The sequence below is a fragment of the Rhodococcus sp. 27YEA15 genome (assembly GCF_049739425.1).
Lineage (GTDB): Bacteria > Actinomycetota > Actinomycetes > Mycobacteriales > Mycobacteriaceae > Rhodococcus_F.
On record NZ_JBMHHW010000001.1, the window covers coordinates 3,535,080 to 3,560,064 of the forward strand.

At 64.5% G+C, this 24,985-nt stretch carries 27 protein-coding genes and 1 pseudogene; 9 read left to right on the forward strand and 19 right to left on the reverse strand.

Going from position 1 to position 24,985, the window contains the following annotated elements; translation table 11 throughout:
• Nucleotides 1–66 precede the first annotated feature (66 nt).
• Nucleotides 67–669, forward strand: coding sequence for an NADPH-dependent FMN reductase (locus tag ABH922_RS16380; RefSeq protein ID WP_424807914.1), 603 nt, complete (start codon nucleotides 67–69; stop codon nucleotides 667–669).
• On the opposite strand, the gene ABH922_RS16385 is transcribed toward ABH922_RS16380, so the two are convergent.
• The 7 genes from ABH922_RS16385 to mftA form a co-directional block, all read right to left on the reverse strand.
• Complete coding sequence (locus tag ABH922_RS16385; RefSeq protein WP_424807915.1) at nucleotides 670–2,619, reverse strand: mycofactocin system FadH/OYE family oxidoreductase 2; 1,950 nt, start codon at nucleotides 2,617–2,619, stop codon at nucleotides 670–672. It lies immediately after the preceding gene.
• The gene (locus tag ABH922_RS16390; protein ID WP_424807916.1) at nucleotides 2,619–2,843 is read right to left on the reverse strand and encodes a hypothetical protein; all 225 of its coding nucleotides are present in this window, start codon (nucleotides 2,841–2,843) and stop codon (nucleotides 2,619–2,621) included. Before ABH922_RS16390 ends, ABH922_RS16385 begins: the two co-directional genes overlap by 1 nt.
• Nucleotides 2,840–4,762 (reverse strand): mycofactocin system FadH/OYE family oxidoreductase 1, encoded by a 1,923-nt coding sequence (locus ABH922_RS16395; protein WP_424809695.1) that lies wholly within the window; start codon nucleotides 4,760–4,762, stop codon nucleotides 2,840–2,842. The genes ABH922_RS16390 and ABH922_RS16395 overlap by 4 nt, the downstream gene beginning before the upstream one ends.
• A 12-nt stretch (nucleotides 4,763–4,774) precedes the next feature.
• Entirely contained in the window at nucleotides 4,775–5,953 is a 1,179-nt protein-coding gene (mftD, locus tag ABH922_RS16400) for a pre-mycofactocin synthase MftD (RefSeq protein WP_424807917.1), read from the reverse strand.
• Nucleotides 5,954–6,013: 60 nt separating this feature from the next.
• A complete protein-coding gene (mftC, locus tag ABH922_RS16405; RefSeq protein WP_424807918.1) occupies nucleotides 6,014–7,237 on the reverse strand; it encodes a mycofactocin radical SAM maturase in 1,224 nt (407 codons plus the stop codon).
• Nucleotides 7,238–7,313: 76 nt separating this feature from the next.
• Nucleotides 7,314–7,601 carry a mycofactocin biosynthesis chaperone MftB gene (mftB, locus tag ABH922_RS16410; RefSeq protein ID WP_424807919.1) on the reverse strand — a complete coding sequence of 96 codons (288 nt, stop codon included), beginning with the start codon at nucleotides 7,599–7,601 and terminating at the stop codon, nucleotides 7,314–7,316.
• Entirely contained in the window at nucleotides 7,586–7,681 is a 96-nt protein-coding gene (gene mftA / locus ABH922_RS16415; RefSeq protein WP_424807920.1) for a mycofactocin precursor MftA, read from the reverse strand. Before mftA ends, mftB begins: the two co-directional genes overlap by 16 nt.
• 151 nt (nucleotides 7,682–7,832) lie before the next feature.
• On the opposite strand from mftA, the gene mftR reads away from it, so the two are divergent.
• Together mftR and mftM are read left to right on the forward strand one after the other, a co-directional pair.
• Nucleotides 7,833–8,432 (forward strand): mycofactocin system transcriptional regulator, encoded by a 600-nt coding sequence (mftR, locus tag ABH922_RS16420; RefSeq protein ID WP_424807921.1) that lies wholly within the window; start codon nucleotides 7,833–7,835, stop codon nucleotides 8,430–8,432.
• Between the two features lie 11 nt (nucleotides 8,433–8,443).
• The gene (gene mftM / locus ABH922_RS16425) at nucleotides 8,444–9,286 is read left to right on the forward strand and encodes a mycofactocin oligosaccharide methyltransferase MftM (protein WP_424807922.1); all 843 of its coding nucleotides are present in this window, start codon (nucleotides 8,444–8,446) and stop codon (nucleotides 9,284–9,286) included.
• On the opposite strand, the gene ABH922_RS16430 is transcribed toward mftM, so the two are convergent.
• Nucleotides 9,274–9,486 carry a DUF4287 domain-containing protein gene (locus ABH922_RS16430; RefSeq protein ID WP_424807923.1) on the reverse strand — a complete coding sequence of 71 codons (213 nt, stop codon included), beginning with the start codon at nucleotides 9,484–9,486 and terminating at the stop codon, nucleotides 9,274–9,276. The two genes, mftM and ABH922_RS16430, sit on opposite strands and share 13 nt — an antisense overlap.
• A gap of 141 nt (nucleotides 9,487–9,627) precedes the next feature.
• On the opposite strand from ABH922_RS16430, the gene ABH922_RS16435 reads away from it, so the two are divergent.
• Nucleotides 9,628–9,840, forward strand: coding sequence for a TOBE domain-containing protein (locus ABH922_RS16435; RefSeq protein ID WP_424807924.1), 213 nt, complete (start codon nucleotides 9,628–9,630; stop codon nucleotides 9,838–9,840).
• Nucleotides 9,841–9,992: 152 nt separating this feature from the next.
• Here the strand turns inward: ABH922_RS16435 and ABH922_RS16440 are convergent, their stop codons facing one another.
• Nucleotides 9,993–10,418, reverse strand: coding sequence for a DUF6314 family protein (locus ABH922_RS16440; protein WP_424807925.1), 426 nt, complete (start codon nucleotides 10,416–10,418; stop codon nucleotides 9,993–9,995).
• A 98-nt stretch (nucleotides 10,419–10,516) separates the two neighbouring features.
• On the opposite strand from ABH922_RS16440, the gene ABH922_RS16445 reads away from it, so the two are divergent.
• Nucleotides 10,517–10,987 carry a MaoC/PaaZ C-terminal domain-containing protein gene (locus tag ABH922_RS16445; protein WP_424807926.1) on the forward strand — a complete coding sequence of 157 codons (471 nt, stop codon included), beginning with the start codon at nucleotides 10,517–10,519 and terminating at the stop codon, nucleotides 10,985–10,987.
• Nucleotides 10,988–10,992: 5 nt separating this feature from the next.
• Here the strand turns inward: ABH922_RS16445 and ABH922_RS16450 are convergent, their stop codons facing one another.
• Both ABH922_RS16450 and ABH922_RS16455 read right to left on the reverse strand, forming a co-directional pair.
• Nucleotides 10,993–11,718, reverse strand: coding sequence for a phosphotransferase (locus tag ABH922_RS16450; protein ID WP_424807927.1), 726 nt, complete (start codon nucleotides 11,716–11,718; stop codon nucleotides 10,993–10,995).
• Between the two features lie 59 nt (nucleotides 11,719–11,777).
• The gene (locus tag ABH922_RS16455; RefSeq protein WP_424807928.1) at nucleotides 11,778–12,257 is read right to left on the reverse strand and encodes an Lrp/AsnC family transcriptional regulator; all 480 of its coding nucleotides are present in this window, start codon (nucleotides 12,255–12,257) and stop codon (nucleotides 11,778–11,780) included.
• Nucleotides 12,258–12,427: 170 nt separating this feature from the next.
• On the opposite strand from ABH922_RS16455, the gene pdhA reads away from it, so the two are divergent.
• From pdhA to ABH922_RS16475, 4 genes and pseudogenes are all read left to right on the forward strand, one after another.
• Nucleotides 12,428–13,546: a pyruvate dehydrogenase (acetyl-transferring) E1 component subunit alpha gene (pdhA, locus tag ABH922_RS16460; protein WP_424807929.1), complete on the forward strand. Its 1,119-nt coding sequence runs from the start codon at nucleotides 12,428–12,430 to the stop codon at nucleotides 13,544–13,546.
• A gap of 1 nt (nucleotide 13,547) precedes the next feature.
• Nucleotides 13,548–14,552, forward strand: a complete 1,005-nt coding sequence (locus ABH922_RS16465; RefSeq protein WP_424807930.1) for an alpha-ketoacid dehydrogenase subunit beta — start codon at nucleotides 13,548–13,550, stop codon at nucleotides 14,550–14,552.
• On the forward strand, nucleotides 14,549–15,823 hold the full coding sequence (locus ABH922_RS16470; protein ID WP_424807931.1) for a dihydrolipoamide acetyltransferase family protein: 1,275 nt from the start codon (nucleotides 14,549–14,551) through the stop codon (nucleotides 15,821–15,823). Before ABH922_RS16465 ends, ABH922_RS16470 begins: the two co-directional genes overlap by 4 nt.
• An 11-nt stretch (nucleotides 15,824–15,834) precedes the next feature.
• Nucleotides 15,835–16,206, forward strand: a pseudogene (locus ABH922_RS16475) (FAD-dependent oxidoreductase); the annotation flags it as partial.
• A 235-nt stretch (nucleotides 16,207–16,441) separates the two neighbouring features.
• On the opposite strand, the gene ABH922_RS16480 reads toward ABH922_RS16475, so the two are convergent.
• From ABH922_RS16480 to ABH922_RS16515, 8 genes are all read right to left on the reverse strand, one after another.
• Nucleotides 16,442–17,071 carry a LysE family transporter gene (locus ABH922_RS16480; protein WP_424807932.1) on the reverse strand — a complete coding sequence of 210 codons (630 nt, stop codon included), beginning with the start codon at nucleotides 17,069–17,071 and terminating at the stop codon, nucleotides 16,442–16,444.
• A gap of 107 nt (nucleotides 17,072–17,178) precedes the next feature.
• Nucleotides 17,179–18,540: a styrene monooxygenase/indole monooxygenase family protein gene (locus ABH922_RS16485; protein ID WP_424807933.1), complete on the reverse strand. Its 1,362-nt coding sequence runs from the start codon at nucleotides 18,538–18,540 to the stop codon at nucleotides 17,179–17,181.
• Nucleotides 18,537–19,955, reverse strand: a complete 1,419-nt coding sequence (locus ABH922_RS16490; RefSeq protein ID WP_424807934.1) for an LLM class flavin-dependent oxidoreductase — start codon at nucleotides 19,953–19,955, stop codon at nucleotides 18,537–18,539. Before ABH922_RS16490 ends, ABH922_RS16485 begins: the two co-directional genes overlap by 4 nt.
• Nucleotides 19,952–21,160 (reverse strand): acyl-CoA dehydrogenase family protein, encoded by a 1,209-nt coding sequence (locus ABH922_RS16495; protein ID WP_424807935.1) that lies wholly within the window; start codon nucleotides 21,158–21,160, stop codon nucleotides 19,952–19,954. Before ABH922_RS16495 ends, ABH922_RS16490 begins: the two co-directional genes overlap by 4 nt.
• A 109-nt stretch (nucleotides 21,161–21,269) precedes the next feature.
• Nucleotides 21,270–21,956, reverse strand: a complete 687-nt coding sequence (locus tag ABH922_RS16500; RefSeq protein ID WP_424807936.1) for a MadR family response regulator transcription factor — start codon at nucleotides 21,954–21,956, stop codon at nucleotides 21,270–21,272.
• A complete protein-coding gene (locus tag ABH922_RS16505; protein WP_424807937.1) occupies nucleotides 21,956–23,335 on the reverse strand; it encodes a MadS family sensor histidine kinase in 1,380 nt (459 codons plus the stop codon). The genes ABH922_RS16500 and ABH922_RS16505 overlap by 1 nt, the downstream gene beginning before the upstream one ends.
• Nucleotides 23,332–24,537 (reverse strand): iron-containing alcohol dehydrogenase, encoded by a 1,206-nt coding sequence (locus ABH922_RS16510; RefSeq protein ID WP_424807938.1) that lies wholly within the window; start codon nucleotides 24,535–24,537, stop codon nucleotides 23,332–23,334. The genes ABH922_RS16505 and ABH922_RS16510 overlap by 4 nt, the downstream gene beginning before the upstream one ends.
• 138 nt (nucleotides 24,538–24,675) lie before the next feature.
• Nucleotides 24,676–24,981 (reverse strand): hypothetical protein, encoded by a 306-nt coding sequence (locus tag ABH922_RS16515; protein WP_424807939.1) that lies wholly within the window; start codon nucleotides 24,979–24,981, stop codon nucleotides 24,676–24,678.
• Nucleotides 24,982–24,985: the final 4 nt, after the last annotated feature.

The following is a 24,985-nucleotide window of genomic DNA, read 5'->3' on the forward strand; positions in this document are numbered from 1 at the left end:
GTCCCTGACAGAGCCGGCCTGGCTCCGGTCTGGTTCACTGCGGCGCAGCGGCGCAGCATAGCCGGTATGAAGCAGACGAACGCTCGAACCAAGATGGCAGTCGTCATCGGCAGTGTCCGGCAGGGTCGGGTCGGCGCGACCGTCGCGGCGTGGGTCGTGGAGCAGGCGAAGGAGCACGGCACCTTCGACGTGGACGTCGTGGACCTCGTCGACGTCGATATTCCGCTGTCGTTGCCGGCGGAATCCCCGAAAGCCGCCGGCGAGAACTACCCACGTCCGGAGAGCCTGCGAGCAGTGACCGCCACGCTGGCAGCGGCCGACGCGTTCGTGGTGGTCACTCCCGAGTACAACCACTCGTACCCGGCATCGCTCAAGGCGCTCGTCGACTGGCACTTCACCCAGTGGGCGGCAAAACCCGTCGCATTCGTCAGCTACGGCGGGATCGCGAGCGGTAGACATGCGGTGTTGCACCTCGAGAACGTCTTCACCGAACTGCACGCGGTCACGATCCGCGACGGGCTGGCGTTTCCCAACTACTACGCGACCTGGGAAGACGGCCGACCGCTGGATCCGAACGCTCAGGACTTCGCGAAAACTGTTTTCGTTCATCTGGACTGGTGGGCCCGACATCTGCGCACCGCCCGCGAAACCGAGCCTTATCCGTCCTGATCAGAGGGAAACGGCAACCCGGTGCCCTTCGACGACCGCTGCATGCGAGCGTCGCGGGGACAGCGCGTCACCGATGCGGTGAACATCGAAAGAGCTGCCGCGCAGCGCTTTCCACAGCTCGTCCACCGGATCCTGCTGGAGCGCGCACACCACCCAGTCGACGACGAGCGACTCGGCGACACCGGTGGGGTGGTGCAACAGTCGCACGGTGAGCCGAGCGTCGGCATCGACGCCGATCACCATCAGATCCGTGCGCTGAGTGATGGCCTTCTCGTGCGCCCGACGGTTCCAGCCCTCGAAGTCGAGGGTTACCCCTAGATCCTGGGCGAGCACCATACCGTTGGTGGCGATCGTGACCTCACATCCACGATCTGCCAGGAATTCGGCGGCAGCTGGACCGGGATGAAATCCCAACTCGTCGAACACCAGGATCGATCCGTGGGGGTGCACCGCCTCGTCGAGGACATCCCGGACACCGACGACGCGAGGTGAGCTTCCGGCCCACCGCGGTCGCACGGCCCGCGCTCCGGTGGCGATCACCACGACCTCCGGCTCCAGCTCCGCGATCAGCTCAGCGGTGACGTTCGTTCCCAGCCTGATCTCGGCTCCGCTGCTGCGGCATTGCCTTTCGAGATTGCCGACCAGGTCGCCGAGTTCGCGGCGGGACGGAACCACCGACGCGGTCCGCAGCTGACCACCCAGCGTTCTGTCACGCTCGAACAACGTCACCGCGTGGCCGCGCTGCGCCGCGGTGGCGGCAGCCTGTAGTCCTGCGGGCCCGCCACCGACCACGATCACACGACGCCCCCGCAGCCGCGGCATCGCAAGAGCGACCGATTCGCGCCCGGTGCGCGGGTTCTCCGTGCAGCCGAGCCAGCGCCCCAGTCCCGTCCGGCCGACACATTCCTGGTTGCAGGACAGGCACGTGCGCACGCTCGACGACTCACCCGAACGTGCCTTGTTCGCGAACTCGGGATCGGCGATCTGTCCGCGCACCACCCCGACCAGATCGCATACTCCTTCGGCCAGTGCCTGCTCCGCCTGCTCCGGTGTCTTGAACCTCCCGACGCCCACCACGGGTAGATCGATCACATCTTTGATCGAGGACGGAATGAAGTTCGCGTAGCCGAGCGGGGATGCCATCGAGGCCTCGATCAGATGCAAGGTCTGCGTGGCCATTCCGATGGCGGTATTGACGTAGTCGACACAGCCGTCGGCTTCGACGAGCCTCGCGGTGACCAGCGCGTCGGGGAGTTCGATGCCACCGCGAGTGCCCTCGTACCCGGTGAGCCGCACTCCGAGTATCCGATCGGGTCCGATCGCCTCGCGTAGCGTCCGGAGCACTTCCCGAAGAAACAGCGCCCGATTCCGGGCGGTACCACCGTAGCGATCGGTGCGCAGATTGGTCGACGGGGCGAGGAAGGCCCGCACTATCGACGACTGCGACGCCTGCAGTTCGACCCCGTCGAAGCCGCCGTCGATGCAGCGGCCGGCGACGACGGAAAAGCCCTCGAGGATTTCGGCGATGTCCGCGTCGTCGACAGCTTTGGGCACTTCCCGGAACATCGGATCCGCCACCGCGCTGGGGGCCCACAGCGGACGTCGCGAATACGTTCCGGCTCCCTGTCCCCCGTTGTGATTGATCTGCGCGAGTATCACCGAACCGTGTTCGTGGACGGCGTCGGTGATTCGCCGGTAGCCGGCCACCACCTCGGGACGGTACCCTGCGATCATCTTCTCGTACGGACGATCCGTCGGGTGCGTCGATTGTTCTTCGGTGATGATCAGTCCGGCTCCCCCACGTGCTCGCGCCTCGTAGTACGCCGCGTGCTGAGCGGTGGGCAGTCCGTCGGTGGCGTAGTTGGTCAGGTGCGCGGCGAACACCACACGATTGCGCAGGGTCAACGGCCCCAGACGTAGCGGGCTCAGCAGGCGGGGGAACTGGGACATCAGACCTCGGCGCTTCCCTGATCCGGTGCCACCTGGGCCGCAGAGGCGGCGCGGGTGCCGTCGCCGACCACCGCAGCGGCCGCCGTCGATGCGTCGATGTCGATCGCGATGATCGCGGCGCCTGCCCCGGTCGACCGGATCGTGTGGGTACGCCCCATTCCCCGCGCAGTTCCGGTGACGAAGGCCACGCGGCCCCCGCGTGATGCGCCGGTGGACGAAGTCATGGTGCGGCCCTCTCGGCAGACTTGGAACTCGTTCCAGCAGTAGACCCCGCGAGGCGCCCTTCCCTGATCGATTCGAGGGTGGTTCGCGGCGCAATCATGTCACCGACTCGGATGCCCGCCGAGTCGGCCGCTTCCAGGTCGGGCAGGCGGGGGGAGCAATCGATCACGTAGTCGCATCCGATCGAGGACGTCGCGCCGGTGTACATGTTTTCCACGATCACCTGCCCAGCACTCACCTCGACAATCAGGGACGAACAGATCCGGGCAATTCCGGCGCGTTGAATGCGGGCATTCGCGCCCACCAAGTCCCCGCTCGAACCGAGCCGAGACCCCACTATCGCATCCGGGGTGACTATCGAGATCTCGTTTCCGGCGCGCACGAGAGATTCGGCCAATGCCACCGCGATCGGACCTCCCAGCGGATCGACGAGCACCATTCTTCCGGTCCAGGCTCCGGATTGTGTCAGGGCTTCGGACGCATCGGACCACCGCACCGACCCGTCCACCGGATAGGTCGGTGGGCGGGCGGCACTTCCGGTCGCAAGCACCACGAGTTCGGACGAGCACTCGCTCTGCGATTCGACTCCGGTACGTATTCGCACTCCGGCAGTTCGGCATTCGTCTTCGAGCCAGCGCGCCAGCAGACCGAACCGGGAACGGCCCCGGCCCACGGCGAAGGTGTTGATCATACCGCCCACCTGCGCCGAGCGTTCTTTCACCGTGACCGACATCCCGCGGCCGGCCAGAATGCGCGCGGCCTCCAGCCCGGCCGGACCACCGCCGACGACCACCGCCGATCCGATCAACGGGGGTAGGTCTCGCTCGTCGGGGTCCTCGGTCTCGAATCCGGCACCGGGATTCCCGACGCAGGTCACCACCGGGTTACGCGGATCCAGGACAAGGCACGTCTGATTGCACAACACACACGGCCGGGGCGCTTGTCCGGCGCGCACCTTGCTCACCAGATCCGGATCGGCGATCTGCGCTCGCGTCATCTCCACCAGGTCCGCAACTCCTGACGCCAGAGCTGCATCGGCAGCGAGAGCGCTCACGACGCTGCCCTGCAGGACCACCGGCACCTGCCCGGACACCGCATCCCCGACGGTCCGACACAGATCCGAGTTGAAATTCGGTTCCTCGTGAAAGTCGGGACGGTATCGACTGCTCGAATACAGCCCGCCGCGCACGACGACGAGAAGGTCGAGCGCTGTGGCGAATTCGCTCGCGTATCCAGCGGCGAGTTCGGGGGTGATCCCGGCCCACGGAGCTTCCTCGTCACAGGACAAGCGTAGGGAGACGACATGATCCGGTCCCACAGCTGCTCGCACGGCATCGATCACCTCGCCCAGCAAGGTGGCGCGGTCCGTGCCGTAACGGTCGGAACGTGTGTTCGTCAGCCCGGAAAGATATTGCCGCAGAATGCTTCGCGAGCCCGCGTCGAGTTCGACGCCGTCAACTCCCGAGGCAACCGCGAGCGCCGCCGACGCCCGGAAGCCGTCGACCAGCTCGTCGATCTCGGACTGCTCCATCTCGACGGGAAGTTCGCGCGTCACCGGATCCGCCACGCGCGAGGGACCCCACAGCACCGACTGGGACCAGGCACTCGATCCTTGCATCCCGGTGTGCCCGAGACCGGCGAGGACGAGAGTTCCGTGCGGCGCACATGCCGCTGCGATCGCCCGCCATCCCGGCCCGCACTCGGAGGCGAGCGGAGCGCGCTCGTACGGCCAGTCGTTGCCGAGTACCGATGCGACCTCGGTCACGACGATCCCAGCGCCACCTTCCGCGCGGCGCTGGTAATACGCGCGGTGCCGATCCGAAAGGGAGCGGCCCACAGCCAGATTGGTCTCATGCGGGCCGAAGACGACCCTGGATCGGACAGTCCGTCCGGCCAGGGTCGTCGTTTCGCCGATGTTCAGTACGCTAGGGCTTCAGTTGGCGCCGAGGTTGCGGGTGAACCCTTCCGGGATCACCAGATCCGCCGGGCTGAGGTCCTCGATCGAGGAATGGCCGAGACCCATCAGTGTCGAATCGACACCCATGCGCATGAGGTCGAGTACGTTCTCGACGCCGGCCTGACCGTTCGCGGAAAGACCCCACAGGTATGCACGCCCGAGCATGACGGCCTTGGCACCGAGAGCGAGTGCCTTCACGACGTCACCGCCGCGTCGAATGCCGCCGTCGAGAACGATCTCCACCTGATCGCCCACAGCGTCGGCGATACTCGGGAGAACGCGGATCGGAGCCGGGGTGCCGTCGAGGTTGTTCCCGCCGTGGTTCGATACCGAGATCGCCGAAACACCGGCGTCGACAGCACGTTTCGCATCGTCTACCCGCATGACGCCCTTGAGCATGAACGGGCCGCCCCACTGCTCACGCAGCCAGGCGATGTCTTCCCACGTCGGAAGCGGAGTCTGCATCCACTCCCCGTACGCGCCGAAGAACGTCGGCGGTTCTTGACCGGGAGCGGCGAGGTTCGGCGTCGTCAGATCCGGGATCTTGCCGGTCTTGGCGAATTCGAACAGCCACTTCGGCCGGGTGATGCCCTCGGGCGCGAACTGGAACATCGCCTTGAGGTTCATCTTCTCCGGGATCGACGGGCTGCCCCAGTCGCGGCCGTACGCGAACGACCAGTCGGTGGTGATGATCAAGCCCTTGGCTCCGGCGGCGCGAGCGCGCTCCATCCGCTGCACGAGCACATCGCGGCTACCGACCCAGTACATCTGGAAGAAGGTCTGCGGGTTCGCCGCGGCTACCTCTTCGATGGACTTGCTCGCGAACGAGCTCAGTCCGATGGCCGTTCCCCGTGCTGCGGCTGCGCGCGCCACGGCGACCTCACCGTCCGGGTGCACAGCCTGCACACCCGTCGGGGAGATCAACACGGGAAGCGAAATCTGTTGCCCCATGATCGTGGTGGACAGCTCACGCTTGTCCGACAGCCCCGCAGTGTGCGGGGCGAATCCGAGTTCACTGAACGACGCGACGTTGTCGTCGACGGTCAGACCCTTCTCGGATCCGGCAACCAGTGCCGCATACACGGACTTGGGCAACCTCTTCTTCGCGCGTCGCTGAGCTTCCGCGACCGTCTCGAAGAATCCATTCTTAGCCATTGAACTGACCTCTCTGGGGCGCAGCGAAGATGCTGCGCGCTCGGATATCTCGCAGCAGTGCTACTGCTGCATGCCCGCAAGCGGGTTTTCGTCACAAATCTTGGCGGGGGGACGCATCATCAGCGTCAGCGGGACCGACGCGCGCGGCGTCTTGCGCTGGCCCGACCTCGAGTGGTCGACACTGGACTTGGGAATATCGCCCCTGGTGCCCTCGAGTGCTGCTTCGCCGTAGCCCTGCACGCATTCCGGATCCGGACCGTCCATCGGAAGGCCGGTGAAGAACTTCGCTGCCATGCAACCGCCACGGCAGGCGTCGAAGTGGCTGCACTTGCTGCACGCGCCACCGGTCTGCGGGGAACGCAGATCCTTGAACAGTTCCGAATTCTGCCACACATTCTGGAAGCCGTTGTCGGCCACGATATTACCGGCAAGAAACTGCTCGTGAATCGCGAACGGGCACGCATAGACGTCGCCGACCGGATCGATGAGGCAGACGACGCGGCCGGCGCCGCACAGGTTCAAGCCGGGCAGGGCGTCACCGAATGCGGACAGGTGGAAGAACGAGTCGCCAGTCAGGACGCCGTCACCATTGGCGACGAGCCAGTTGTACAGCTCGCGCTGCTGTTCCGGACGCGGGTGCAGATCGTCCCACACGTCGGCGCCGCGGCCCGACGGACGCAGGCGCGTGATACGCAAGGTGGCGTCGTATTTGTCCGCGAGCGCCTTGAACTCGTCGAGCTGGCTGACGTTGTGCCGGGTCACGACCACCGAGATCTTGGCGTCCTTGAAGCCGGCTTCCTTCAGATTGGCCAGCGCACGCTCGGCCATCGCGAACGAACCCGGCCCGCGCACAGCGTCATTGACCTCGGCGGTGGCACCGTCGATCGAGATCTGCACGTCGACGTAGTCACTGGCGGCAAGCCGCTCGGCAACCTTCTTGTCGATCTTCACGCCGTTGGTGGAGAATTTCACACCCACCTGATGGGCCGTCGCGTAGTCGACGAGCTCCCAGAAGTCCGAGCGCACCGTCGGCTCGCCGCCGCCGATGTTGACGTAGAAGACCTGCATCCGCTGCAGCTCGTCGATGATCGACTTGCACTGCTCGGTGCTCAACTCGCGCGGGTCGCGACGCCCCGAGGAAGACAGGCAGTGAACGCAGGAAAGGTTGCACGCGTACGTGAGTTCCCAGGTCAGACAGATCGGGGCGTCGAGCCCGAGCTCGAACTGGTCGACCAGGCGCCCCACCGGCGCCGGCGTGGAGGGATGTTCAAGAACTGAGGTCATGGCTGTGTCCTCGCGAAGAATGAAGCGGGCGGACGTACGGAAAGGGCTGTTCCGCACGGCGGGAGTACATCGAGCGTCAAGCCGGCACGATCATGTGCGAAGCGGCGAGAGTGCTCAACGCACGGGCGTACTGCGGGGCCGCGTCATCGTCGATGCCCTGCGCGCGCAGCGCCGAGCGAACGTCGGGATGATCGGGCAACGCCTTGACCACGGCAACGATGGTCGTGTTCTTCAAGAACGAGAGCTTGCGCGTTCCGAAGTGGTAGAGCAACGCCCCGAAAGGTTCGGGGCGAAGCGCTACCTGCGGGTGGAGTTTCCACCCCGCATCGAGATCGACAGAGGACACGGTCAGTACACGCCGCACATGCCGTCGATCGAAACCTCTTCCACCAAAGACTCCTCGACGAGCTCGTTCTCGAGAGCCTTGTTGTCACGATCGGACATGGATTCCTCCTGTAATCGCACTCCCGCGTGAAAGTCTGTACGTCTGACTTCCGACCCGGGAGTTGGTGGTCACGAGTGGGGCTTCACTGTGACTCGGTTCACCACTCTAATGGCATCGAGTGCACAATGACAGACATGGAGCGAAAAAAGTATGCGTAGTCGCAAGAAACCGTCCGCTCGGATAGGTCGGCGCCCCTCCACCACCAAGGAGGGGATCAGCACCATCGGTATCGAACTCTTCTCGACAGTGGGGTTCGCGGAGGTCAGCGTCGACCAGATCGCCGATGCTGCCGGTATCGCCCGACGGACGTTCTTTCGCTACTTCCCCTCCAAGAACGCCGTCCCCTGGGGCGACTTCGACGGGCACCTGGTGGAGATGGGAGCACACCTGGACTCCCTCCCCGACGACCTCCCCCTCGTCGACGCACTCGAATCCGCACTTCTGGCGTTCAACACGTTCCCGCCGGAAGAGACTGCGGTGCATCGCAAACGAATGACGCTGATCCTCGAAGTCCCCACCCTTCAGGCATACTCGTCCGTCATGTACGAAGGTTGGCGCCAGGTGGTGGCCGACTACGTGGCGCGGCGGATGAATCTCGAACCGTCCGACCACGGACCGCGTACGATCGGCTACCTGCTCCTCGGAGTAGCCATGTCCGCGTACGAGCAATGGCTCACGGACGATTCGCTCGAACTGTCGGAACTTCTGAAGACGGGGACGCAGTCACTGCGTACCGGCATCAACATTTGAGGAAGGCGCACATGTCCCCCACCGCGGCAGCACCGGTCATGGATTCACTGGCACCGTCGACCCCCGGATACTGGTCGTTCGGGCACGTCAGCGTCGAGCGCGTCGAACGCGGGCCGCTGTCCCTGCGGCGCGAAGGTGGACGCCTGCACGTTCGACACTCTCTGACGGCCGACGACCTGAGCGAACGGCTCGTCGCCGACGTCACCGCCTCCGTCGAGGACGCCGACTTCGGTCAGGACGAATTCGAGCTGACGATGGTCGGCCTGGTCCGCTCCACCGTCGACGGAGCACTCGAGTCCTGGACCGTGTACTACCGGAACTCGCTGCGCGAACTTCTCGACGGCACCGCAGATTTCGCACCGATCCACGCCAAGGCGGAAGAACTGGTCCGAGGATCCGTACTCGATCTCGGATCATGCTTCGGTTTCCTGCCATTGCGACTTGCCCGTGCCGGTACGGCCGTCACCGCCACCGACATCCTTCCCGGAACCATGGTTCTGCTCGACGCGGTCGCCCCCGAACTCGGAATCGAGATCACCACCCTCGTCTGCGATGCCGGTGACGTGCCTGCTCCGGACAAGAGCGCGGACACCGTCACCGCGATCCATCTCCTCGAGCACGTCGACGACGCCGTCGGCGAGTCCGTGATCGCGCAGGCACTACGGATCGCCCGGCAACGCGTTGTCATCGCCGTCCCGTTCGAGGACGAAGCGACCGCGTGCCACGGCCACGTCCGAACCTTCGATCTCGCATCACTGCGGGACCTCGGTGAGAGAACCGGAAGGCCGTTCGAGGTACTCGAGCATCACGGCGGGTGGCTGATTCTGGACGCTACGACGACCTATTCGGGCTGATCTTCCGTCAACGTGTGCGCCACCAAGGCGTTCGCGTGACCGTGTCCCAAGCCGTGTTCGGATTTGAGCCAGTTCACCAATTCCATGTGCTTGGTCAGCTCCGAACGCCGGATCACGTCCTTCCACTCCGAGATCGGTCGCCCGTATTTCTTCTCGATCGCGGGGAAATACGATGCCGGGCCCTTCACAGGTTCAGTCATGCCCGGGAATCTACTCCGGCCGTCGCCCGCACACGCGCACCGAAACAGCCATCCAGCTGGTAAGTGCGGAACAACTGGGCGAACACGAGGAGTTCATCCTAAGGTCGTGAAGATTCCGCACCCTAGATCTGAGGAGACTTCATGCGCCTGTCCACTCGAAATCAGCTCACCGGCACCATCGTCGCGGTCGAACTCGGAACTGTCATGGCTACCGTGAAGGTGCGGCTCGACGGCGGCGAGCAGATCGTCACGTCCTCGATCACCAAGGATGCGGCCGTCGATCTTGCGCTGAAGGTGGGCCAGACGGCCACAGTGCTCGTCAAGTCGACCGAGGTCACCATCGGCGTCGAGTGAGCAACCGCACCGTGAAATGAGCACCCCGGCAACCGAAGTGGCCGACCTGTCCAAGACACGTCGACCTGGATTGCCTGCCGCTCCGGGTACGGCCGGAGCGGCAGGTGTGCTCCGAAACCGGCGTACTGGACGTGGCACTTACTCCACGACCATCACGGCCGAGTCAGGTGCGTCGTCATCGTGTAGTCCTTGGTCGGCCCCGTGACTGTCCAGACAACCGTCCACGTCGCTGCCGCACCCGGCACTACGTCGATGCGCCCCCGGTAGGTATCGGCACCGCAGAGATGTTCGACGTCCTCCCCCGGTGCCCAGCGATGAAAATCCCGGCCGTCCTCGAACGTGGCTGCCCACTGCCCGTCGGTCTTTTCGATGAAGAGGGTTCGGAACACCTGCAGCTGCAGATCGCCGTCGAACAGCGTTCCGCTCTCGTACCACCGGATACGTCCGTCGTCGGTCGCGGTGAGGTCGGTACGACCGGCAACACGCTTGACCTGATCTGCGACGCGGTCGACGATCTCGCGCTCGAAATCCCAGACTCCGAGCAGTTCGTCCGGATCGATATACGCGTCTGTGGCCATGCACCGCAGTCTAGGAGAAGCTCCCGGATGCAGATGTGACCGCCCGCAGAGTATGTTCGCCAAGGACACGCCGGACCACTCGGGAGACTCGACCACTCATGACTGATTCAGCCGCCCTGCGGGGATCGACCTTGTACGCCGAAGACATCACTGTCGGCCAGGCACACAGCCTCGGCTCCTACACGGTGACCGAGGAGGAAATCCTCGAATTCGCCCAGCAATGGGATCCGCAGTGGTTCCATCTCGACGTCGCGGGCGCCGAGGCCGGGGTGTTCGGTGGCCTGATCGCCAGCGGTCTCCACACCATGGCCGTCTACCAGAAATTGATGGTGGCCGGCCTCTACTCACAGTGGAATGTCATTGCGGGCAAGAACTTACGTGAGGTGAAGTTTCTCCGGCCGGTCCGGCCCGGAGACACTCTCACCGGCACTGCCGTCATCGACGACGTAGTGCTCGACAACCGTTCACGCGGGCAGGTCACCATCACCACGACACTGACCGACGACACCGACAATCGTGTGCTGAGCGTGAGCACCGAAGTAGTCGTCCACGCCCGCCCGGACAGCTGAGCGCGTCACAGCGCGTTCCACAGGCGTCGATAATAGTCCATACGCGCCTGATCGAACGGGAGACCGTACGCTGCAACAAGTTCCGATTCCCAGCCTGGTCCGTAGTTCCACAGCGTGCTCATTGCCGCGACGGCGATGTCGGCCCAGCGGTCCGCGACACCGAGCGATCCCAGATCGAGGTGACCGGACACGTCGCCGACCTCGGTCAACACCGTGTTGGGGCAACACGCGTCGCCGTGACAGACAACGAGCCGATCTATCACCGGCGGTCTACGCAGATCGTCACCGGCACGAATCCCGCGCTTCGCCGCGCTCTCGATTCGGGTCGCCGGATCCCAACGCCACGGGCACTCCTCGACCGGCACGGACTCGTGCACATCGCGTAAGCCACGTCCGACCGCGCGGACGGCCGTCGCCGGATCTGCCAGCCACCGTTGGGACACTGCGCTGTCACCCACGATTGCACGGGTGACAAGCCACGACTCCTCGCCGCTGTGACCGACTTCGAGCACCGCCGGAACCGACAGATAGCTGCTCGCCCACATGATCTTGTGCGCTTCGAGTTCGAGCGTCACCTCAGCGGGCCCACGATGCCATTTCAGGTACCGCCCCGAACCGAGTCGGTACGTGATGCCTCCTTCACCGTTGATCCACACGGGTTCGATCGCCTCGCCGCCGGCAAGCTCGACGACGACGTCCGGCAACGGCAGATCGGGTACAGCTGATGTCACGATCGAAGAATACTGTCAGCACCCGTGGCCGAGAAACTTCGTACCGGCGGCGTGGTGGCTCACTGTCGTTCCCAGTCGGGCCCCGGCCCGTTCCCTTCTTCGAAGATCAGCCAGGTCCTCGTCGACAGCACACCGTCGAGTCCCTGGAGTTCCTCGAGGACCGTGTGACGCAGTTCGCGGTTGTCCGGAACGCGAATCAACACCAGTACGTCGAAGTCGCCACCGAGTAACGAGAAATGCTCGACGAACGGGAGGGTGCTCAGTGCGGCAGCTAGCCCTCGCCAGGAGTTCTGTCTAATCGATAGCGCTACGTAGGCCGAAGCACCGAAGCCCGCCTTCTCGTGCGCGATCCGCGTCGTGAACCCGGCGATGATCCCTGCGCTCTCGAGCCGTTCGACCCGAACGTAGGCGTGCGCCCGGGAGATGTGCGCCTTCTCCGCCAGTGCCCGGACAGAGATGCGGCTGTCCGCGACGAGTTCGGCAATGATCCGTCGGTCGATCGCATCGATTTCGTAGGAGTCCGAGCCGCCGTCTGCCATCTGTCCATCCTCGCCATGCCTACCAACTCCGTCAGCAGACATTCTGCCACTGTTGCAGCCATTTCTGACCAATGGTCTTCAGTTTCTCATCTTCGTTGCCCACTCGTCGAATGGTTGCGAACATTGGCGGACACAATGCATTTCGCGATAGTTGGGCTCTGGAGGTAGTGGTGACTCTTGTCGAACCCGTGGGTGAGCAGCAATACCGGAAGTTCCTTCCGACCGACACGGCAGTGCAATATCTCGACGCTGACGGCATCCTCACCGGGTCCGAGGCGCGCTATCCCATGCCGAGCGACGGCCGTCTGGTCGAGATGTTTCAGAACATGGTGTTGGGCAGGCGTTTCGATCAACAGGCCACGGCGTTGACCAAACAGGGACGACTCGCGGTCTATCCGTCCTCGCGCGGCCAGGAGGCCTGCCAGATCGCTGCGGCGATGAGCTTGCAGCCGAACGACTGGATGTTTCCGACGTACCGTGACTCGGTGGCGTTGGCTGCCCGCGGCGTGGACCCGGTGGAGATCTTGAGCATGCTCGCCGGCGACTGGCACTGCGGCTACGACCCGGCCGCCCATCGCAGCGCCCCGCAGTGCACCCCGCTTGCCACCCAACTACTCCATGCGACCGGGGTTGCGTACGGCGAAGCCCGGCGCGGAAGAGCCACCGTTGCCCTGGCCTTCTGTGGTGACGGCGCAACCAGCGAAGGCGACTTCCACGAGGGACTGAACTTTGCTGCCGTCTTCAAAGCCCCGGTGATCTTTCTGGTGCAGAACAATGGCTTTGCCATCAGCGTGCCGCTCTCGCGGCAAAGCGCCGCACCGACGTTGTCGCACAAGGGCGTCGGCTATGGCATCGGCAGCGAGCAGGTGGACGGAAACGACCCCGTCGCCATGATGGCCGTCATGGATGAAGCCGCGCGCTTCGTCCGCGCCGGTAACGGGCCGGTCGTCATCGAAGCGCACACCTACCGCATGGACGCACACACCAACGCCGACGACGCCACCCGCTACCGCGACAACAGCGAGGTCGAGCAGTGGATCGGCCGCGATCCGCTCCTGCGACTCGAAACGTACCTGCGTGGCAAGGGCCTCGTCGACGACGCCTTCATGGAATCGCTGACAGCACAGGCCGAGTCGGAAGCCGCCACGCTCCGCGCCGGCATGAACGTCGATCGCCCGCAGGATCCGCTCGATCTGTTCCGCTATGTCTTCGCCGAGCAGACACCACAACTGCGCGAACAACAAGCCCAGGTCGAAGCAGAACTCGCCGCCGAAGCAGAAGGACACTGACATGCCAACGCTCACCATGGCCCAGGCCTTGAACACCGCGCTGCGTGATGCGTTGACCGCCGACGACAACGTCGTCATCTTCGGTGAAGATGTCGGTACGCTCGGCGGCGTCTTCCGCGTCACCGACGGATTGACCCGCGATTTCGGCGCCGACCGCTGCTTCGACACACCCCTGGCCGAATCCGGGATCATCGGCTTCGCTATCGGTATGGCAATGGCCGGCTACCGCCCCGTCGTCGAAATGCAGTTCGACGCCTTCGCGTACCCGGCTTTCGAGCAGATCGCCTCGCACGTCGCGAAGATCCGTAACCGCACCAAAGGCGCCCTCACGGTGCCCATCGTGATTCGTATTCCCTTCGCGGGCGGTATCGGCGGCGTCGAGCACCACTGCGATTCGAGCGAGGGGTATTACGCGCACACCCCCGGCTTGAAGGTAGTAGCGCCGTCCACTGTCGAGGACTCATACTCGCTTCTCCGCGCCGCGATCGACGATCCCGATCCCGTAATTTTCCTCGAACCCAAAAAGCTCTACTTCTCGCGCGCCGACGTAGAACTGACCGAGCGTGAGCCGATCGGGCGTGCCGTCGTCCGCCGCCCCGGCCGCGACGCAACACTGATCGCGTACGGCCCGTCCATGGACGTCGCACTCAAAACCGCCGACGCCGCAGCAGCGCAAGGCCGCGACATCGAGGTGATCGATCTGCGATCGATCGTGCCGTTCGACGACGAGACCGTGACCGCCTCAGTCCACAAAACCGGACGCTGCGTCGTGATCCAGGAAGCTCAGGGCTTTGCCGGAGTCGGCGCGGAAATAGCTGCCCGCATCCAGGAACGCAGCTTCCATCACCTCCACGCCCCGGTGTTGCGCGTCAGCGGATTCGACATCCCCTTCCCCGCTCCCAAGCTCGAACGCCTGCACCTACCCGGCGTCGACCGCGTCCTCGACACCATCGACCGCTTGCAGTGGAACGACACCCCCGATACTCGTTGGGCCGTGACGGCATGAGCAACCAGATATTCATGCTCCCCGACCTCGGCGAAGGACTCACCGAGGCCGACATAGCGCAGTGGCACGTCGAGGTCGGTGACGTCGTCACCATCGATCAGATCGTCGTCGAGGTGGAGACCGCGAAAGCTGCTGTCGACGTGCCGATTCCGTTTGCCGGCACCGTGATCGAACTACACGGCGCCGACGGCGAGACACTGAAGGTGGGCACCCCGCTGATCACCGTCAGCGGCGGCTCAGATGCCGACGCCACGGTGTCCGCCACCCACGAGCGCTACCGCGAAGAAGAACGCGCCGGCTCCGGCAACGTCCTGATCGGCTACGGCACCAGCGAGGACGCTCCCCTGCGCCGGCGCCGTACCGGCGCTGCGGCCCACACCGTTTCGCTAGCACCGAGCAGCGGCACATCGGCTCGGTGGCTCTCTCCGATCGTGCGCACTCTCGCCCGTGAGAACGGACTTGACGAAAACTCGCTGACCGCCACAGGTGCAGGCGGCGTGATCGTGCGCGCCGACGTCGAGCGGGCGCTCGAGCAGCCATCTTTCACGGCCACCACACCTGCCGCCGCCTCTTCTGTTGACGTCCGCATTCCGCTCGAGGGACTTCGCAAAGCCGTCGCCGACAAGCTCACCACCAGCCGACGGGAAATCCCCGACGCCACCACCTGGGTCGACGTCGACGCCACCGAACTGTTCACTGCTCGCACACAGATCAACAACGCCCTGCCGGACCATGACAAGATCAGCCTGATGGCGCTTCTGGCGCGACTGACGGTCGCAGCGCTCAAACGCTACCCGGAACTGAACGCGAGCGTCGACACCGCCAGGGGCGAGATCGTGCGCTACCGGCAGATCCATCTCGGCATTGCCGCGCACACGCCGAAGGGTCTGATGGTCCCGGTCATCTCCGACGCCGACGCCTTGACCACCGTCGAACTCTCACAGGCACTACGGGAGATGACGGAGCTGGCCCGCGACGGCAAACTTCCACCGGCACGCCTGACCGGGGGAACATTCACCCTCAACAATTACGGCGTATTCGGTGTCGACGGTTCCACCCCGATCATCAACCACCCCGAAGCCGCCATCTTGGGTATCGGCCGGATCATCGACAAGCCGTGGGTAATGAACGGGCAGTTGACTGTCCGTAAGATCGCCCAGATCTCCTTGAGCTTCGATCACCGGGTGTGCGACGGCGGTGAGGCAGGCGGGTTCCTGCGACTGTTCGGCGACTACGTCGAGAACCCGATCAGCGTACTGGGCAGGCTCTGATGGCGGCTCCGATGGCATCGGAGACACATCACAGTGACGTCCTGGTCCTCGGCGGTGGTTCCGGCGGCTACGCCTGCGCGTTTCGGGCCGGCCAACTCGGACTGTCCGTGACGCTGATCGAAGCGGACAAGATGGGCGGCACCTGCCTGAGCCAAATCCTGCAAACCCACGGCGGCATCAAGGTCATCCGCGCCGGCAACGCCGGACCTGTTGTGGGCGTGCACCTGGTCGGCGACCGGGTCGGCGAACTCATCGGCGAAGCCCAACTCGCCGTGGCCTGAGAGGCACTACCCACCGAAGTCGGCCACTTCATCCACGCACACCCCACCCAGAACGAAGCCCTGGGCGAAGCCATGCTCGCCCTCGCCGGAACACCACTACACACACAGCTGACCGCGATCGGTGACGCCGACGCCGGGAAACCATTCGGTGCAATGACGTCGACGATGGCGGTTTCCGACCTACCGACAGGCGGCGGCAAATCCGTGACAGCACTACCGGCACCGCGCAATGAGCCCGATCCACGACGTGGATTCGGTTCCTCGACCTTCACGCCGAACCATCGAGAAGTTGACAGGACACTACCGGAGCGGACCTGACACCGACGAAATCAATACATCATGCGGCTGCGCGACCGACACTCGACAAGAACCCGGCGGCCCCGAAGAACAATCCGGCGAATACCCGGTTGGTGACCCGCTGCTGCTTCGGCGAACGCATCAGCCTCAACACCCGCGCCGCCAGACCCGTGTACCCGGTCATCACCACCATGTCGACGGCGCACATGGTGGCCGCGATGATCAGGTACTGGGGAAGCAACGGTGCGGTGGGGTCGAGGAACTGCGGCAACACGGCGAGCATGAAGACCACCGCTTTGGGGTTGCTCGCGTTCACGAGAAAGCCGCGCAGCATCATTCGCGGACCAGAACTACCAGAATCTGCCGACTCGGAATCGACCTCACTCGGAGCCGACCGCCACTGCCTGACACCCAGGTAGACGAGATAGGCGACGCCGAACCACTTGATCACCGAGAACGCCACCGTCGAACTCGCCAGAATGGCGCCCACACCGGCCGCGACAATTCCGACCTGAAGCAACAACCCCAACTGCAAACCGACGATGTTCCAGTACCCGCGCTTGAGCCCGTTGGCAAGACCGGAGGACATGGACGCGATGGCGCCCGCACCCGGCGACAGGCTGATCACCCAACTCGCCCCGAAAAACGCCAACCAGATATGCCAACTCACGACAAGATTCCTTCGATCCGCGATCACCCCACGTGCGTGCGCACCGGGCCGCGCAATACTAGCCCGTCCGGCCCCGAATTCTCAGCGCGTGTTCGGCACGAATCCCGTCACCTCGTGACGTCAACCGGCGACGCCGACGTGAAACCGGCGCTGGGTGCGAACCGGCCGAGCACGTTCTCGGCAGGCTCGCCGGCTGCGTCGGCGATGAACGCCGACACGTCCGCCCGGCTGTCGATACCGGTCAACCTGTCGGGCTCGGAGAGGAATCCGAACAGCGCGGCGGCCACTGGCTCACTGACCGCCGCTGCGGGAAACAGCAGCTCGGCGTGCACCGCGTACTTCGGGTCACCGAGGAACAATCTGGTCACCTCGGCCGCGGCGTTCCCTCGACTCCGCCAGTGCTTCTCGAACTGATCGGACAGCCACTCGGCCGAGAATTCACCCTCGTGATCGCGGGCTGCGGCGACCAGCGCGGCAACCTGCACTGCAGTGTTCTGTGCGCCCTGGCCGGCTACCGGATCGAAGGAGATCGCGGTGTCACCGATCGCCGCAACTACGTGACCGTTCGCGGTCGTACCGATCGCGCGGCGAACCGTCGGAGTCACCGCCCCACGCAGCCACGAGTGCGGGTCCGACTCGACGGACTGCAACCGGGCCACCTCGGCCGCATCGTGCGGGAAGAAGTCGCGGTACAGATCGAGCACCGTCTGCCGGGCGCTGTGTACGTCGGTGACGGCTGCGAACCGCTCCACCCAGGGGCTGCCGGGCTTCGCGAAACCGAGGAAATTCCAGGTGGGTCCGGCGTCCTTGTGGAGGTAGGGACCGATCCACGCCTCACCGAAATCGGTGTGCAGGTTGAACACGTTGTGGGTACCGCCGCCGGTCGTACGGTATCCCCAGGTGTCCGGCCCGTGCCCCAAACCCTCCAACGTCACCGACAACAGGTGCCGTTGCGGTTCCGTGTACACCGTTCGCTCGGCATCGAGCGGGAACAGCGACGCCAAACCTGCTTTGCCGGTGGAGACGAGAGTGAGGTCGTGTTCGCCGGCGATGGTGTCGAGTTCGATTGCGTCGACGGTCTCGACCTCGAATCGACCGCCCCGGTCGAGGAAACGCCCGATCCGGTCATCCGCCCGTAGCCGAACATCGACTCCCTGTGCGACATAACGAAAGTCAGGGTCGAACTCGAGCACGTTCGCGCTCTGGTCGCCACTGCCGGAATAGAGTCGAGTACTCATTCCCGTCGAATGCGGGCCGTGGGCGTACAAGTCCTCGATCACCTGGGCGTCCGCCTCCCGAGACTTGCCGAAATAAACGGCGGTGCCGGTGGCGGGGACGTCGTCGCGGAGAGATCGCCGTTCGCGATCGCTGAACAGGGTGACGTCGAATCCGGCATCGAGCAGGCCGAGGGCCGCCGTCGAGCCGGCCAATCCGGCGCCGATCACGGCAGCACTACGTCGTGTGGTCATGGTGTCTCCTGGTAGATGTCGAATCGTTCGGTGACAGTCGACAGATCTCCGCCGAGTCGAAAGCGGGCACCCCGGTGCTCGGTCGGCAGTCGATCCCCTCGACCGAACAGCTTGTGCCGCAACGTCCCGTCGACATAGCTCGACGGGTATGCACCTCGCGCCTGCAACACGGGCACCACATGGTTGATCACGTCCTCGAAGGACCCCGGCGTGATCGCGTAGGCGAGATTGAACCCGTCCACATCCGTTTCCTCGACCCACTCCTGCAACGTCGTCGCCACTGTCTCACCCGAACCGACGAAGCGTGGTCCGAGGCCGCCGACCCCACCCCACTCGGCGATGTCGCGGATCCTCCACTCCCGGCCGTCGTCGTCCGCCTCCTGAAAAGCGGCCACCGCCGACTGGATGGCGTTGCTCTCGACATTGCCGATCGGTTCGTCGAGGTCGTAGCGTGCGAGATCGATCCCCATCCAACCGGACATGAAGACCAGTGCACCTTCGACACTCGCGTACCTCCGATACTCCTCGTGTTTGGCTGCAGCCGCCTCGTCCGTCGCATCGGTGATCACCGTGGACAGCGCATAGATTCGTGCCGAGTACGGGTCGCGGCCGGCATCGACGAGTGCCTGCCGGATTCTCGACACCGTGTCCTGGAGCACCCGCTTCGACGGTCCGCCGATGAAAATCGCCTCGGCGTTCTCCGAGGCGAAACGCACCCCGCGCGGCGACGCCCCGGCCTGGTAGATCACCGGGGAACGCTGCGGCGACGGCTCCGACAAATGGATACCGGGAACCGTGAAGTGTTCACCGTGATGGCCGATGTGGTGCACCTTCTCCGGATCGACGTACACCCCCGACGCGGCGTCGCGGACCACGGCGTCGTCCTCCCACGAGCCCTCCCACAGCTTGTAGAGGACCTCGAGGTACTCGTCGGCGTGGTCGTAGCGGGCATCGTGACCGAGCTGGTCGTCTGCTCCGAAATTCCTTGCCGCAGAAGGTAGATAGCCGGTCACGACATTCCACCCGACCCGGCCTCCGGTGAGATGGTCGAGCGTGGACAGCCGCCTCGCGAACGGATAGGGATGCTCGAACCCGGTTCCCGTGGTGACACCGAATCCCAGATGTTCGGTGGCTGCCGCCATCGCGGAGATCAGTAGAACCGGATCGGCCACCGGAATCTGCGCGCCTTGCCGCAACGCCGCCTCGTCGGTGCCGCCGTAGACGTCGTAGGTACCGAGCACGTCGGCGATGAACAAACCGTCGAACACACCCCGCTCGAGCAACCGGGCAAGTTCTGTCCAGTACCGCAGGTCGGTGTATCGGTGTGACTGATCGGCCGGGTGGCGCCACAGTCCGGGAGACTGGTGCGCAACACAATTCATGTCGAAGGCATTGAACCTGATCTGACGCGTCATCCCACTGCCTCCGGCCGGCGGCCCGCACTCCACGCGTACGGCAGCGGGTCGTCGTTCAGTACGTGCGCGCCGATCGCCTGCTGCTTGTAGATGAGCGGATTGTGTGCGGCGACGGTGCGCGCATTGCGCCAATGCCGGTCCAACCCCAACTCCGACGACGTGATCGACGCACCGCCGACGTCGAACAACTCGGCAGTCGCATCGAGAACCAGACCGATCACCACCGATTGTGCACGGGCAGAATTGGATTCGGCGCGGTCGAGCAGTACGGGATCCTCACCGCCCGCATCGAGCAGAGCATCGAGGTCGTCGGCGACGGCCAGTACCGCAGCGCGGGCACCGAAGGCCGCAGCCGAGATTCGCCCGACCACCTGCTGCACCAGCGGATCGTGTCGTGGCAGATCGGCGGCGGCATGGGTGAAGGTTCTGGTGCGGGCCCGCACCCACTCGGCAACGTCCACCTCGGCGCGGGCCGCAATACCCGCGAGCACCGCAAGCTGCACCAACTGCAGGTAGGCGGTGGAATACGTACGCCCGGACGCGCCGTATCCAGGACCGAGGATACGGTCATCCGGCACGGTGACGCCGGTGAACGTGGTGGTTCCGGACCCGGTGAGCCGCTGGCCGAACCCGTCCCAGTCGTCGGTCTGGGCAACGCCGTCCCGATCGGCGTCGACGAGGACTGCGATCCGGTCGCCGTCCCGATCGGCGGCGACGAGAATGTGGTCGGCGTAGAGGCTGCCGGTGCTGTAGTACTTCACGCCGTCGAGTTGCCAACCCTCGCCGACGCGGCGCAGCACGGTCCGGTACCGATCGGCCGATCCGACACCGGGCTCGGTGATCGCATTGCCGACCAGGGTTCCCTGCGCCGCGGCCTCGAGCCATCGGCTGTCGGCCGCGAGACGCTGATCCTCGACGAACACCCAGTGCACCCGAAGAGCTTGCGGGAGATTGGATTCCGCAGCACCGAGATCGATCAGAAGATCGAACAGCTGCCGGACACTGGCACCGAAACCGCCCTGCTCGACGGGCACCCGCAGCGCCCCGAACCTCACCTCACGCAACCACCGCACCTCGTCGAAGAGCAATCGACGGTCGCGTTCACGCTCCACCGAACCTACGGCGATTCTCTCGAAGACCGGCCGAAACCTGTCTCGAAGCTCCTGATCGGAGACAACTACGGATGTGACAGTCGAACCACTCATGGCTCACACTTCCTGTTGACGGCAACGCTCGTGTGTTCCACGATGATCGCCCGAGCGCCAACAGGCACTGATTAGATTCGGCGAGAATTCAACTCGCTCACCACCGAGTTCAGATGAGACCCTGTTTACTGGCCGCGTACACGGCCTCGGCTCGGCGACTGACTTCGAGTTTGCGCATGATATTGCTGACGTGGAACTTCACGGTGGTCGGCGAGATGAACAACTTTTCGCCGATCTTGATGTTGGACAATCCGTTTGCCAACAATCTCAGCACTTCCAGTTCACGGTCGGTCAGTCGTTCCCTCGTGGAGGACTGACCGTTGAGGGACCGGATCACTGCCGACGCACTTCTCGAATCGAAGGCGCTCTCCCCCCGCGAGACGGCCCGGATCGCCCGAACCAGTTCGGTGGTGTCGACATCCTTGACCACGTAACCCCGCGCTCCCGCATGCACCGCGCGCACGACGAGTTGGTCGTCGAGGAACGTCGTCAGCACCAGCAGCCCCAGTCCCGGATGCGCGCTGGACAGTTGCCCGCACAACGTCAGGCCCTCGTAATCGGAACTCGCCGACAATTTCAAGTCCATCAACACGATGTCCGGTAGCACCCGATCCACCACTGCCAGCGCCTCCATCAGCGTCGACGCCTCCCCCACTATCTCGAGGTCATGTTCTCGCTCGAGAACCGAACGCAAACCCTGACGCAGGATCGCATGATCGTCGACCAGGACGATACGAACGACACTCACCCGTGCCGAGGACTGTGGTGCGGGGGTGGTAGCTCCGGTGACAGCCATCATTGCTCGCTTTCGAGATCGTCGGCCCGGCACACGTCGTCTGTCCCGAGTTCGGTCTGCAAACCCGTCAACGGGAGGCGAACCAAGATTTGGACTCCACCGATCCGGGCGCGCCGCACTTCGAGCGTTCCGCCCATTTCGAGAGCCCGGGCCTGCATGTTGGCCAAGCCACGATGACGGCCGTCCAGATCGTTGGACGCAGCCAGTTTGAGGATCAGGCGCATTCGCGCCGGGTCGCCGTCACCGTCGTCGGACACCGACAGTAGGACGGTATCCGCCCGATACGTCAGTCGAAGCACCGCTCGGGTCGCGTGCGCGTGCACCGCGGCATTGAACAGAGCCTCCCCCGCGATCCGTAGAAACGCGTGCTCGACGTCGCCCGGCAGTTCCGTCGGGGTGCCGCCGATACGGACACTGACCGCCAACTCGTCCGGCATGTGCACCACACCGAGTTGCTCGAGCATCTCCGGAAGCGACGTCCGGTCGGCATCCGACGGATGGTTGAGCGCGTAGATCGCCGACCGCAACTGCTCGACGGCCCGCCTGGTCAGATCCTTTGCCAAATCAAGTCTTTCGCTACGTTCCTCGTCGGGAATGTCACTTCGGCACACTTCGATCTGCATGCCGGCGGACAACACGGCCTGAGTGACACTGTCGTGCAGTTCACGGGCGATCCGATGGCGCTCGTCGTCTACCACTTGATGTCGGTGCGCCACTCCGAGTTGACGCTGCGTGGTCTCCAACTCACGGTTGCGCACCGCGAGATCGGCCGCCGTCCGATTCGCTTCGGAATAGGCATCCTCGGCGCGTTCGAGGAGCAACTGGCCGCGCTGATAGAGCGCGGAGTTCTGTAACGCCACGGCTGTCTGACTGGCCAGGATGCTCAGCACGGCACTGTCGGTCGTGTCGAGAGTTCGATGCTTGGGCGTCCACGCGGCGAAAGCACCCACCACACCGCCACCGAGCACGATCGGCACGAACGCGTAATGCGAGTCGATCAACGGATTCAACTCGATCCGGCCACAACGGATCTCGTCCAGGCACGAAACGACGTCGTCCGGCAACGGCGGACCCTCGACATTTCCCACCAGGAAAGGCGTCGCGTCCGGCCCCAGCACCAGTCTGCGTGGCCCCGCGTCCGGAAGAGTTCCGTCGGCGAGCGCGAAAACGATCCAATTGGCACTCAGATGCGCCCTGGCCGCCTCTGCGACGGCGCACACGAGTGTCTCCGGGCCCTCGACCGTGCGCACCAGGGCACGAGAGATCAACTCCAGTGCGTGCACGACACGCTCGAGTCGCTCGGCGGCGCCACGATACTGCGGATAGAACGAACTCTTGCCGGACCGTAAACCGGTGAGCCTGGACAGATCCGCCGTCACAACGCACCTCGGAACAGTGCCACCATCTGCTCGTGCGATGCTTCTCGCGGATTGGTGGACATACACGCGTCGTGCAGCGCGAATGTCGCGAGCCGATCGAGATCTTCGACACGAACGCCCAATTCCGCCAAGCCCTTCGGCACCCCCACTTCCCGGGCCAACTGCTCGACACGGTCGGCGACCGCCAGGGCCGCCTCCTGAGCACTGCCACGACTCTCCGGGAGCGAGAGCGCAGCGGCGATCGCCACGAACGGACCGGCGTCGGTAGTGGAATTGAAACGAATGACATGCGGGAGCAGGATTCCGTTGATCACGCCGTGCGGAAGGTCGAGCATGCCGCCGACCTGGTGGCTCATCGCGTGCGCAGCGCCGAGGATCGCGTTGGTGAACGCCAATCCCGCTTCGAGACTCGCCTGCGCCATCACCGAGCGTGAATGCATGTCCGTCGGATGGTGAATGGTGTTGACGAGATTCTCGGTGACCAGACCCACCGCCCGCAGTGCGTGATGATCGGTGAGAGGGTTGTGCGCCAGTGACACGAAAGCCTCGATTCCGTGTGTCAGCGCATCCAACCCCGTTGCCGCATTGAGCCATTCCGGCATCGTCGTGAGCAGTCGCGGGTCGATGACGGTGACGTCGGGAACCAGCGCGCGCCCGAGAATGGTGATCTTGGTGCCGCGTGTGGTGTCGGTGACGATGCAGAACTGCGAGACGTCCGCGCCCGTCCCGGAGGTGGTCGGCACCATCACCATCGGCGGGATCGGCTTGGTGGCCTCGTCCACACCCTCGTAATCGAGAATGTTTCCGCCGTTGGCCGCGAGAACCGCCACTCCTTTGGCTGCGTCGATCACCGATCCGCCACCGAGCGCGATGATGACGTCGCACTCGGCCTCGCGATACACCTCGAACCCGGCAGCCACCTCGAAATCCTTCGGATTGGGTGTCAGACCCGACCAGATCGTCGCGGTGAGCCCCTGTTCAGCCAGGTGACCTCCCAGTTCGGACACCCAACCGGCCTCGACGATCCCCGGATCGGTGACCAGGAACGGCCGGAACCCACCGAACCGAAGTGCCGCATGTGCGGCCTCGACCAGTGATCCGATACCGAACACGATCTCGGGCGCATGGAACTTGACCAGCCGTGCAGACGTGTCCCGGCGATGATCACCACGACTGACAGCACCGGAATATGCCACCGACATGATCACCGTTCCTCTCACCGAGCGCCTGCACAGATGTGACCCATCTTACAAGCGCCAGCCCTGAGGATACGCGGGTGCAACGTCGGACACACCGGCCGAGGTACAGGTTCCTACCTGCCCGATCGGGCAGGTAGGGCGTCAGGAACTTCGCGACCGGAGGCGCCCGCCGAACACGACCAGCGCCACCCCCGCCACCAGCCCGACCGCAGTGGGGCCGAGCACCAGAGACGAGTACAACCACGGTGGCGGTTCGGCCGGGAACAGATCCATGAACGCGGCACCGGTGAACGTCGGATCCGAATGATCGACGTACTCCCCTCCGATCAGGATGTACGGGGACTCCAACGAATTCCACCACCACCGGAACACCCCGACGGCAACCAGGCCGCACACCGATCCCACAACGGTCAGCAGGACGATCGGTTGCCACCTCGACGTAGTCACGCCG